The sequence below is a fragment of the uncultured Tenacibaculum sp. genome (assembly GCF_947502995.1).
Classification (GTDB): Bacteria; Bacteroidota; Bacteroidia; order Flavobacteriales; family Flavobacteriaceae; genus Polaribacter.
Genome location: NZ_CANNBW010000007.1, coordinates 48,061 through 58,984, shown reverse-complemented (window position 1 = coordinate 58,984; position 10,924 = coordinate 48,061). Strand labels below are relative to the sequence as shown.

Here is a 10,924-nt window from a genome sequence, read left to right as displayed (position 1 = left end):
ATTTATAAAGTAGTATCAAAAATAAAAAATACTTTCCATTTTAATTTTGATTAGATTTGTGTAAAAAGCATCTTCATGAATATTTTTATTTTATCAGTTAGTGAAAATATATATTCTACAAAACGAATATATGACGAAGCTGTTAAACGTGGACATGATGTTAGTGTAATTAATCATAACAAATGTTCTATAAAACTTAGTGGCGGTAAAAGAGAAATTATTTATGAGGGAGAAAATATTATTGACGAGCCTGATGTAATTATTCCTAGAATTGGTGCTTCGGTAACTCGACATGGAGCTGCAATTGTTAAAGAATTTGAAATGCATGGTGTATACAGTACAGCAAGATCTTTAGGTATACTCAGAGCTCAAAATAAAGTAAGAACTCTTCAAATTATGAACAGAAAAGGAATTCCAATTCCTGATACTGTTTTTTCTGTAAATCCTGAAAACATTAAAGAACAAATAGAATTACTTGGTGGTGCACCAGTAATTATTAAAATGCAAGAAGGAACTCAAGGAATGGGGGTAATGTTGGCAGAAAGTAAAAAATCTGCAAAGTCTATTATTGATACTTTTTACAGAATGAATATGAGTATTTTGCTTCAAGAATTCATTAAAGAAAGTAATAGCGAAGATATTCGTGTATTTGTAGTTGGTGACAAAATTGTTTCTTCTATGAAAAGAAAAGGTTTAGATGATGATTTTAGATCGAATATTCATAGAGGCGGAACAGCTACAAAAGCTGATTTAACAAATCAAGAACGAATTATGGCGATAAAAGCGGCTGGTTACTTAGGTTTACCTATTGCTGGCGTAGATTTAATCCGTTCGAAACGCGGTCCATTATTGATTGAGGTAAATTCAACTCCTGGATTACAAGGAATTGAAGCCTACACAAAAGTTAATGTCGCTGAAGAAATTATAAAATATTTAGAGAAAAAATGTTCGACAAAGAATTCAAGAATGAGGAGATAGTTATTCGTGGAGAACGAATTTCTTTAGGAGAATCAAAATTGATAAAAATCCCTGTAGACAGATTACCTACAGGAACTTTAATAGAAATTCCAGTATATATTTTTAACGGAAAAGAACCTGGTCCAACTATTTTATTACAAGGTGGGTTGCATGGCGACGAGACCAACAGTATCGAATTGGTAAGGCGTATGTTAATTGACAAATCGTATAAAATTCATAGAGGTTGTGTAATCGTTGTTCCACTATTGAACATATTTGGATTTTTAGATTTTTCTAGAGAGTTACACGGAAAAGATGTAAACAGAAGTTTTCCAGGTTCTACAAAAGGGTCTTTAGCAAGTAGATTAGCATATTATCTTATGAAAGAGATTACTAAAAATGTTGATTTTGCTATCGATTATCATACTGGTGGAGCTCAACGTAGTAATTACGCGCAAATTAGATATACACCACAAGACGAACGTGGAAAAGCTTTAGCTGATATTTTTAATGCTCCGTTCAAATTTGGTTCTAAACTTATTCCTAAATCTTTCAGAAATGAATGTTTTAAACACGAAATTCCTGTAATTGTTTACGAAGGTGGAGAATCGTTACGATTAAACGAATTTGCTATTAACCAAGGAATTTACGGAACATTAAGAGTACTTCGTTATTTCAATATGATTGATGAAGCTATAGAAATTCCTTTACAAAACGATGCTGTAGAAATTATTAAAAAGAGTTGGTTACGTGCTCGAGCAGCTGGCATTTTTAATCCGAAAGTTAAAAATGGAGCATCCGTTAAAAAAGGAGAAATTGTGGGCTTTATTATGGATACTTATGGTGAAACAAAATTCTCTGTAAAATCGCCTAAAGATGGTTATATCATAGCTAAAAACAACTTTCCTGTTGTGAACCTTGGAGATCCTTTATTCCATATCGGAAATACACAACCACTTGTTTATTAGATAGTTTTTTGTTAATTTAATTCAACATTAATTACAAAAAATCAAAAAAATGACTGAAATTATTATTAGCCTTTTAACAGGTGCCGTTGGCGGAAACATAGCTGGAGCCTTATTAAAAAAGTTTTCAATGGGAACATTGTGGAATTCTGTAGTTGGAATTTTAGGAGGAGGACTTGGTGGTCAAATATTAAGTTCTTTAGGTTTAGATATTGGTGGTATCTTAGGCAGTATAGCCGGAGGTACAGCAGGAGGAGGTGTATTAATGGTTATTATTGGAATTATTAAAAATGCGATTAAGAAATAACGTATTGTAATTCCAACAAGAATATCAAAAAAAGCATCTAAAACTAATTTAGGTGCTTTTTTCATTTACAAAATCTATAAACAGTACCTTTGCAACCGATAAAGGAATAAAACTTAATTTATTCCTATACACATATTTATGACATTTGAATCACTAGGGTTAAAGAAAGAGCTTTTAAAAGCAATTGAAGAAAAAGGATATGTAAACCCATCCCCAATACAAGAAAAAGCAATACCAGTAATTTTAAAAGGTAATGATGTACTAGCATCGGCACAAACAGGAACAGGAAAAACCGCTGGTTTTACATTACCTATATTGCAAATAATAACAGATACTAAAAATCCGAAATTTAGACCAATACGTGCGCTAATATTAACTCCAACCAGAGAATTAGCTGCTCAGATTTACGATAATGTTCGAGATTATAGCAAACATCTTAATATTAAGTCGACTGTAATTTTTGGAGGTGTAAAACCTAAAAAACAAATTGCAACGATAAGAAATGGTATAGATGTATTAGTTGCCACACCAGGAAGATTATTAGATTTACATGACCAAAAAGCATTATCACTAAAAAGAATAGACATTCTAATTCTAGACGAAGCAGATAGAATGTTAGATATGGGCTTTGTTAGAGATATTAAAAAAATTATAGCTCTACTTCCTGAAAAACGCCAAAACTTACTTTTTTCTGCTACTTTTTCTAAAGAAATAAAAGCCTTAGCTAAAGGGATTTTAACAGATCCTGTTCTAGTTGAAGCTGCTCCTGAGAATACAACTGCGGAAATGGTTAAGCAAAAGATATATCGTGTTCCAAAAAGTAGAAAAGCAGCCATGGTGACGCAATTAATTTCTGATGGTAAATGGAATCAAGTACTTATTTTCACACGAACTAAACATGGAGCAAATAGACTAGCTGAAAAACTACAGAAAAGAGATATTTCTTCTGCTGCAATCCATGGAAATAAAAGTCAAAGCGCAAGAGTAAAAGCTTTAAAAGGATTTAAAGAAAATACTGTTCGTGTTTTGGTAGCTACTGATATTGCTGCTAGAGGATTAGATATTCCTTTATTACCTCATGTGATTAACTATGAATTACCTAATGTTCCTGAAGATTATGTACATAGAATTGGTAGAACTGGTAGAGCTGGTGCAAGCGGAGAAGCTATATCTTTAGTTTCTGACGAAGAATTAGACTACGTTAAAAACATTGAGAAATTATTAAAGCAAAAGCTAAAAATTGTTGAATTAGAAGGTTTTGATCTTACGCCAACCGAACAACCTCAACAGAAGAAAACTTCCAAAGAAAACAACAACAACTCAAAGCCAAGTAAAAAGAATCAAACAAGAAGAAATTTTCGATCTAAAAAGAAATCCGATAATAGTAAGGAAGGTAACTCCAATACTCCTCGAAAAAACAGAAACAACTTTAAAAGAAAACCGAAAAACAATAACAGAAAAAAATCTTAAAAAACCCTGTTTTTAAATTCATTAATTATTGATCAAATAGTATTTTTAAACCAAAATGTTTAGCATCAGCATAATCAGAAAAATAGAATGAGTTTAAAAATCTATTTAAAAGAAATTATAAACGACGAATCACTTGATATTCATGTCAATGAAATCGTTGATGCTTTCGAAGAAAAAACTCTTTCTAAAAACGAACTGTTTGTTAAAGAAGGTGCTATTTGTGATTATTTCTGTTTTATTGAAAGTGGGATTCTTCAACATTACATAACTATTGATGGTGAAGAAAAAACAACATATTTAGCCTTAAAAAACACATGTACATCGGCTTTAAAAAGCTTTTTACATCAAAAACCTTCACGAAAAAACATCAAAGCTTTAAGTGAAGTGAAATTACAAGTCCTTTCTATTCAGCAATTCAATCATCTTTTAAAAAACAATAAAGCTTTCTTTTTATTCTATTATAAACTAATTGAAAATCAAATATTTTTAATCGACGACTATAGAATCAATCTTCTGACACTTTCACCAGAAGATCGTTATCAAAAATTATTAGCTAACGATCCTGAATTACTTAAAAGTATTCCCTTACATTATTTAGCTTCCTTTTTAGGAATATCGAAAAGACACATGAGTAGAATTCGTAAAAAAGTAAAATAGCGCCATTTGGCTTTAGCATATCGTTTTTTCTTTGGTTATTTTTGGGAATATTAACGTATAAACACTAAATCTAAATGAAATATCTTCCTATAAATAAAGACCTATTTATAAAGAATAGAAAAAACTTTATGGCTCAAATGAAGCCAAACAGTTTAGCTGTTTTTAATTCTAATGATATTTATCCTGTAAGCGCAGATTCTACTTTACCTTTTGAACAACACAGAGATATTTTCTTTTTAAGTGGTGTAGACCAAGAAGAAAGTATTTTAATTGTTTATCCAGATTGTCCTAAAGAAAGCTTACGAGAAGTTTTATTCTTAAGGGAAACGAACGAACATATTGCTGTTTGGGAAGGTGAAAAGCTCAACAAAGAAAGAGCTTTTGAAACAAGTGGCGTTAAAACCGTTTTTTGGTTACAAGATTTAGAAAAAGTATTAGCCGAAATGATGGCGTATGCAGACACTGTTTATATTAACACCAACGAACACTACAGAGCTAAAATAGAAACTGAAACTCGTGAAGCTCGTTTTACAAAATGGTTATTAGCAAAATATCCAGCACACAGTGTTGCTAAGAGTAATCCTATTTTACAACGTTTACGTTCTGTAAAAGATCAAATTGAAATCGATTTAATTCAGAAAGCATGTAATATTACTGAAAAAGGTTTCCGTAGAATTTTAGGTTTTGTAAAACCAGGCGTTTGGGAATATGAAATTGAAGCTGAATTTGCTCATGAATTTTTAAGAAATCGTTCTAAAGGATTTGCTTACACTCCAATTATTGCTAGCGGAAGTAACGCAAATGTATTACACTACATTGAAAACAACCAACAATGTAAAGATGGTGATTTAATTCTTTTTGATGTTGCTGCAGAATATGCAAATTATGCGAGTGATATGAGTAGAACAATTCCTGTTTCTGGTCGTTATACAGATCGTCAAAAAGATGTGTACAATGCTGTAAACAGAGTTAAAAATGAAGCTACAAAAATGTTAGTACCTGGAGCAATTTGGGCAGACTACCATGTTGAAGTTGGTAAATTAATGACTTCTGAATTATTAGGTTTAGGATTATTAGACAAAGCTGATGTTCAGAACGAAAATCCAGATTGGCCAGCTTATAAAAAATATTTCATGCACGGAACTTCTCATCATATGGGATTAGACACACATGATTATGGTTTATTACACGAACCAATCCAAGCAAATATGGTATTTACTGTTGAACCAGGAATTTATCTTCCAGATGAAGGTTTCGGAATTCGTTTAGAAGATGACGTAGTTGTTCAAGAATCAGGAGAACCATTAAACCTAATGAAGAATATTCCTATCGAAGTAGAGGAAATCGAAGATTTAATGAATCAATAAAAATAGTTGTCAAGTCGAGCGCAGTCGAGACTTTAAAATCCACATGTTACTTTACTAAAAACGTCTCGACTGTGCTCGAAGTGACATTTTCAATTTTTTTCATACTTTTACCAAAATTGCACACTGAAAATCAAATTGCTATATATTCATGTTACAACACGTAAACCTGAAAAATATCTTGTTTTTAGATATTGAAACGGTTCCTCAATATGAACATTGGAATGATGTTCCTGAGGAAACACAAGAATTGTACGGGTTAAAAACTCGTTACCAAAGAAAAGAAGAAGTTACTGCTGAACAATTTTACCACAGAGCCGGTATTTGGGCTGAATTTGGTAGAATTATCTGTATTTCTGTCGGCTATTTTATCGAAAAGAATAAAAAATTACAGCTCCGTATTACTTCTTTCAAAAATGAAAGTGAGTATGCATTACTCAAAAACTTTAAAAATCTGCTTGATAATCATTTCAAACAAGAAAAACATATTCTCTGCGCGCACAACGGAAAAGAATTTGACTTTCCATACATTGCCAGAAGAATGATTATTAACAATATTAAGCTTCCAAAAAAGCTAAATTTAGTGGGTAAAAAACCTTGGGAAGTTCCGCATTTAGATACTTTAGAGTTATGGAAGTTTGGCGATTATAAACATTATACATCTTTAAAACTTTTAACGCATATTCTTGGCGTTCCATCTCCTAAAGAAGACATTGATGGTTCCGAAGTGTATCAGGTATATTATCAAGAAAATGATTTAAATCGAATTGTGCGTTATTGTGAAAACGACACTGTGGCTGTTGCACAACTCGTATTACGTTTTTTGAATTTACCTATTTTAGATCATCAAAATATTATTAGTGTATAAATGGAAACTAAAGAACCTATACTTTTAATTTTAGATTTAGATGAAACCTTAATTCATGCTACAGAAAAGAAATTGACTATTCCACATGATTTTGAATATGCTGATTATTTCGTGTATAAGCGTCCGTTTTTAAATGAGTTTTTAGATTTCGTGAATCAACATTTCAAACTAGCTGTTTGGTCTTCTGCAGACGACAAATATGTGAATGATATTGTTGAAACTATTCGTCCTGAAACTATAAACTTCGAGTTTGTTTGGGCAAGAACTCGTTGTACAGTTCGAAGAGATTACGACTTAGATCGATATGTTTACGAAAAAAGGTTAAAGAAAATTAAAAAACAAGGTTTTACTTTAGAACGTGCCTTAATTGTTGATGATTCTCCTGAAAAGACCAAAGACAACTTTGGAAATGCGATTTATATCAATCCATTTGAAGGAAATTTAGCTGATGACGAACTAAAAAAACTAACTGATTTTCTGATAAAAATAAAAGATGTAGAAAATGTAAGAACATTTGAAAAAAGAGGCTGGAGAAATACAATTGACACACAATGATCATAAGATTTTTTCATTTCTTAAAAATGCTTTCTTATATGGTTTTTCTGAAAATTGTTAAAATACATATTCAATCCTGTTAAATTAAAAACAACTAAGTTGCATTAAAAACTTTGTCTTTTATATTTGCTCTATTTCAAATAATCATTATACTAAAAATTTAATCATGAATAAATTACCAGTTACCGTATTAAGTGGTTTTCTTGGAGCAGGAAAAACAACATTATTAAATCATATTTTACACAATAAAGAAGGATTAAAAGTAGCAGTAATTGTTAACGACATGAGTGAAGTTAACGTTGATGCTCAATTTATTGAAAACGAAAATACACTTTCTAGAACGGAAGAAAAACTCGTTGAAATGTCTAACGGTTGTATTTGTTGTACATTGCGAGAGGATTTAATGGTTGAAGTAGAAAAGCTTGCCGCTCAAAAGAAATTCGACTACTTAATTATTGAAAGTACCGGTATTAGTGAGCCAATTCCTGTTGCTCAAACTTTTTCTTTCGAAAGTGAAGATGGCACAATCGATTTAAGCAGATTTAGTTACATCGATACTATGGTAACCGTTGTAGATGCCTTTAACTTTTTGAAAGATTTTTCTAGCTCTGATTATTTAGTAACTAGAGAACTTACCAATATTGACGGTGACGATAGAACTATTGTAAATCTTTTGACAGATCAAATAGAGTTTGCTAATATTATTTTGATCAACAAAACCGATTTAGTTTCAAAAGAAAGTTTAGAAGAATTAAAGGCTATTATTCATAGTTTAAATCCAGAAGCAAAAATCATAACAACTAGTCAATCAAAAGTGGACTTAAATGAGGTTATTAACACCAACTTATTTGATTACAAAAAAGCTGAGGCTTCTGCTGGTTGGATTAAAGAATTAGAAAACGAACATGTTCCTGAAACTGAAGAATACGGAATTGGTTCTTTTGTATTTAGAAGTACAAAACCATTTCATCCACAGCGTTTTCTAGAATATTTAAATTTGAAATTTCCACAGAATGTTATCCGAAGTAAAGGACTATTTTGGTTAGCTTCGCGAAGAAATCAAGCTTTAATTTGGAGTTCTGCTGGAGGTTCTTGTAAAGCTGATAGTGCTGGCGTTTGGTGGGCAAGTATGCCATTTGCTGAAAGAATTAATTATGCTACTTTTACCGAAAATAGAGTTCAAATAGAAAAAAACTGGGATGCTGATTTTGGAGATAGAAAAACTGAACTTGTTTTTATAGGACAGCAACTACAAAAAAAAGAAATGATTGCTGATTTACAAGATTGTTTACTTACAGATCAAGAGATAGAATTATGGAAAAACCACTTGTTTACTCAAGAAGATCAATGGCCAATACAATATCTTCAATAGATTTAAAGCTAAAACATGATTAAAACTGAAAATCTAACTTTTCAATATCAAAAAGAAAATAAATTATTTAGCTTTCCTGATATCAACTTAAAAGCTCAAGAAAACTTATTAATTCTTGGGAAATCTGGTATTGGGAAAACTACATTTTTACATTTGTTAGCAGGTTTATTACAACCAATACAAGGAAATGTGACCATAGCAGAATCTAACATAAACAAACTATCTAACAACAAACTAGATCAGTTTAGAGGTAAAAACATTGGTCTTGTTTTTCAAAAGAAACATGCCATAACCTCTTTAAGTGTTTTAAAAAACATAAAAGCTCGTCTTTTTTTTAGTAAATCAAAAGTAAAAGACAGTGATATTGATACAATTCTAAATCAACTAGAAATAGGAGTATTAAAGCACAAAAAAGTAAATGAGCTTAGTGAAGGTCAGTTACAAAGATTAAGTATAGCTATGGCGGTTATTCATAAACCAAAAATCATTTTAGCAGATGAACCTACATCTAGTTTAGATGATGACAGTTGTAAAATTGTTATCAAATTACTGAAAGAACAAGCAAAACAAGCTCAAGCAAACTTAATTGTAATTACACATGATGAAAGGATAAAACATCATTTTCAAAATCAAATTACGTTATCATGAATGTTTGGAAGATTAGTTTACAAAACATAAAGTCTAAACCTTTATATACATTTTTAAGTGTTTTTACTTTGGCTTTAAGTGTCGCACTACTATTAGGTATTCAACAATTAAAATCATCTTTTGAGCATCAAATAGAAAATAATTTAGCTGGTATAGATTTAGTTGTTGGTGCTAAAGGAAGTCCTTTACAATTGGTTTTAGCTTCTGTATTACATATTGATAATCCTACTGGAAATATATCGTACAAGGAAGCAAAAAAAATTGGAAAAAATCCAATGATAAAAACAGCAGTTCCAATTTCTTACGGAGATAATTATAAAGGATACAAAATTGTTGGTACTACTGATGATTTTTTAAAATTATATAACGCCGAATTAGAAAAAGGCACTACTACAAAAAAGAGTTTAGAAGTAGTTATTGGCGCTACAATTGTTGAAAAACTAAAACTTTCAATTGGTGATACTTTCTTAAGTTCTCATGGTTTAGTTGAAAATGAAATTGATGTTCATGATGATAAATTTACCGTAGTAGGAATTTTAAAACCTACATATCAAGTAATAGATAGATTAATTATAACGAATCTAGAAAGTATTTGGGATGTTCATGATCATGAGGAAACACATGCTGATGAAAATCATGAGAAGCATACAAACTTTGTAGAAGTTTCTCATACAAATCACCAAGAAGAAGATCACAATCAAAACGATCATGATGAACATCAAGAAACTGAACACAAAGATCATAAGCATAAATCTTCCGAAGAAGATAAAGAGATAACGTCTTTATTAATTTCATTTAAAAATCCTGTTGCACTTTTAACAATGCCAAGAAAAATCAATGAAAGTACGAATATGCAGGCCGCTCTACCTAAATATGAACTTGATAAGCTCTATAATTATACAGGAATAGGCTTTAAAACGATTAATTGGATTGCTTATTTAATTTTGATCATTTCTGGGATGATTATTTTTGTAAGTCTTTATAAAATGGTAAAAGAAAGATCATTCGATTTAGCCCTTTTAAGGACTTATGGAGCTAGTAATTTTCAACTAGTTAAAATGATGATTTATGAAGGTTTTTTAGTTGTTATTTCTGCTTTTATTATTGGAGTACTACTTGTGAAAATAGTCTTAAAATTTGCATTCAATCTCGATCAATCTGGTTATCAAGGTATTTTAAAAACATTATCTTTTGGTGATATTTTCTCAATAGGAATAGTTATTGTTAGTTTTGTACTTGTTGCAATTGGCTTATCTATATATCCTATTGTTACCATGAATGTTTCTAAAATTTTATCAAATGAGAAATAGTATTGTTTTATTTGCCTTTCTTTTTACCAGTATATTTTCATTCAGTCAACAAAAAGTAACTTGGAATGATTTATCAAAAGTAACTTTTACCGAAAAATACTATCCAAAGTATGATGATAACTTTTTACTACCTAAGTTTTCAGAATCTGTTAAAAATCTAGAAGGTAAAGTAATAACAATAACAGGCTACTTCTTAAGTTTAGATCCGAACGCAAAAATTTATATTTTATCTAAAGGTCCAATGTCTTCTTGCTTTTTTTGTGGTGTTGGCGGACCAGAAACAGCTGTAGAATTACAATTCGACACAAAACAGAAATATAAAACAGATACAATCGTAACTGTTACAGGAACATTAAGTTTAAATGATTCTGATGTAGAACATTTTAATTATATACTTAGTGATTGTACTGTAAAAATTGAAGAATAAATTTAATCAACTAAATAATATCAG

General features: G+C 30.6%; 12 protein-coding genes. All 12 read left to right on the top strand.

Annotation, left to right across the window (positions count from 1 at the left end; genetic code table 11):
• The first annotated feature begins 75 nt into the window (after positions 1 to 75).
• Entirely contained in the window at positions 76 to 978 is a 903-nt protein-coding gene (locus tag Q1A46_RS07120) for a RimK family alpha-L-glutamate ligase (RefSeq protein ID WP_299675907.1), read from the top strand.
• A complete protein-coding gene (locus tag Q1A46_RS07115; RefSeq protein WP_299675904.1) occupies positions 945 to 1,925 on the top strand; it encodes a succinylglutamate desuccinylase/aspartoacylase family protein in 981 nt (326 codons plus the stop codon). Before Q1A46_RS07120 ends, Q1A46_RS07115 begins: the two co-directional genes overlap by 34 nt.
• A 49-nt stretch (positions 1,926 to 1,974) precedes the next feature.
• Positions 1,975 to 2,229 (top strand): hypothetical protein, encoded by a 255-nt coding sequence (locus Q1A46_RS07110; protein ID WP_299675901.1) that lies wholly within the window; start codon positions 1,975 to 1,977, stop codon positions 2,227 to 2,229.
• Positions 2,230 to 2,367: 138 nt separating this feature from the next.
• Positions 2,368 to 3,699, top strand: a complete 1,332-nt coding sequence (locus Q1A46_RS07105) for a DEAD/DEAH box helicase (protein WP_299675898.1) — start codon at positions 2,368 to 2,370, stop codon at positions 3,697 to 3,699.
• A gap of 87 nt (positions 3,700 to 3,786) precedes the next feature.
• Positions 3,787 to 4,356: a Crp/Fnr family transcriptional regulator gene (locus tag Q1A46_RS07100; protein WP_299675895.1), complete on the top strand. Its 570-nt coding sequence runs from the start codon at positions 3,787 to 3,789 to the stop codon at positions 4,354 to 4,356.
• Positions 4,357 to 4,430: 74 nt separating this feature from the next.
• Entirely contained in the window at positions 4,431 to 5,723 is a 1,293-nt protein-coding gene (locus Q1A46_RS07095; protein WP_299675892.1) for an aminopeptidase P family protein, read from the top strand.
• 148 nt (positions 5,724 to 5,871) lie between these two features.
• A complete protein-coding gene (locus tag Q1A46_RS07090) occupies positions 5,872 to 6,588 on the top strand; it encodes a 3'-5' exonuclease (protein WP_299675889.1) in 717 nt (238 codons plus the stop codon).
• Positions 6,589 to 7,143, top strand: coding sequence for an NIF family HAD-type phosphatase (locus Q1A46_RS07085; protein WP_299675886.1), 555 nt, complete (start codon positions 6,589 to 6,591; stop codon positions 7,141 to 7,143). It abuts the gene before it with no gap.
• A gap of 166 nt (positions 7,144 to 7,309) precedes the next feature.
• Positions 7,310 to 8,515 carry a GTP-binding protein gene (locus Q1A46_RS07080; protein WP_299675883.1) on the top strand — a complete coding sequence of 402 codons (1,206 nt, stop codon included), beginning with the start codon at positions 7,310 to 7,312 and terminating at the stop codon, positions 8,513 to 8,515.
• A gap of 15 nt (positions 8,516 to 8,530) precedes the next feature.
• On the top strand, positions 8,531 to 9,163 hold the full coding sequence (locus tag Q1A46_RS07075; RefSeq protein WP_299675881.1) for an ABC transporter ATP-binding protein: 633 nt from the start codon (positions 8,531 to 8,533) through the stop codon (positions 9,161 to 9,163).
• Complete coding sequence (locus Q1A46_RS07070) at positions 9,160 to 10,473, top strand: ABC transporter permease (protein ID WP_299675879.1); 1,314 nt, start codon at positions 9,160 to 9,162, stop codon at positions 10,471 to 10,473. The genes Q1A46_RS07075 and Q1A46_RS07070 overlap by 4 nt, the downstream gene beginning before the upstream one ends.
• Positions 10,463 to 10,900, top strand: a complete 438-nt coding sequence (locus Q1A46_RS07065; protein WP_299675876.1) for a hypothetical protein — start codon at positions 10,463 to 10,465, stop codon at positions 10,898 to 10,900. The genes Q1A46_RS07070 and Q1A46_RS07065 overlap by 11 nt, the downstream gene beginning before the upstream one ends.
• Positions 10,901 to 10,924 lie beyond the last annotated feature (24 nt).

Coding starts and splice junctions, on each gene's coding strand:
- Q1A46_RS07065 (WP_299675876.1), top strand. CDS start 10,463: ATGAGAAATAGTATTGTTTTATTTGCCTTTCTTTTTACCAGTATATTT.
- Q1A46_RS07090 (WP_299675889.1), top strand. CDS start 5,872: ATGTTACAACACGTAAACCTGAAAAATATCTTGTTTTTAGATATTGAA.
- Q1A46_RS07085 (WP_299675886.1), top strand. CDS start 6,589: ATGGAAACTAAAGAACCTATACTTTTAATTTTAGATTTAGATGAAACC.
- Q1A46_RS07070 (WP_299675879.1), top strand. CDS start 9,160: ATGAATGTTTGGAAGATTAGTTTACAAAACATAAAGTCTAAACCTTTA.
- Q1A46_RS07095 (WP_299675892.1), top strand. CDS start 4,431: ATGAAATATCTTCCTATAAATAAAGACCTATTTATAAAGAATAGAAAA.
- Q1A46_RS07115 (WP_299675904.1), top strand. CDS start 945: ATGTTCGACAAAGAATTCAAGAATGAGGAGATAGTTATTCGTGGAGAA.
- Q1A46_RS07110 (WP_299675901.1), top strand. CDS start 1,975: ATGACTGAAATTATTATTAGCCTTTTAACAGGTGCCGTTGGCGGAAAC.
- Q1A46_RS07100 (WP_299675895.1), top strand. CDS start 3,787: ATGAGTTTAAAAATCTATTTAAAAGAAATTATAAACGACGAATCACTT.
- Q1A46_RS07080 (WP_299675883.1), top strand. CDS start 7,310: ATGAATAAATTACCAGTTACCGTATTAAGTGGTTTTCTTGGAGCAGGA.
- Q1A46_RS07075 (WP_299675881.1), top strand. CDS start 8,531: ATGATTAAAACTGAAAATCTAACTTTTCAATATCAAAAAGAAAATAAA.
- Q1A46_RS07120 (WP_299675907.1), top strand. CDS start 76: ATGAATATTTTTATTTTATCAGTTAGTGAAAATATATATTCTACAAAA.
- Q1A46_RS07105 (WP_299675898.1), top strand. CDS start 2,368: ATGACATTTGAATCACTAGGGTTAAAGAAAGAGCTTTTAAAAGCAATT.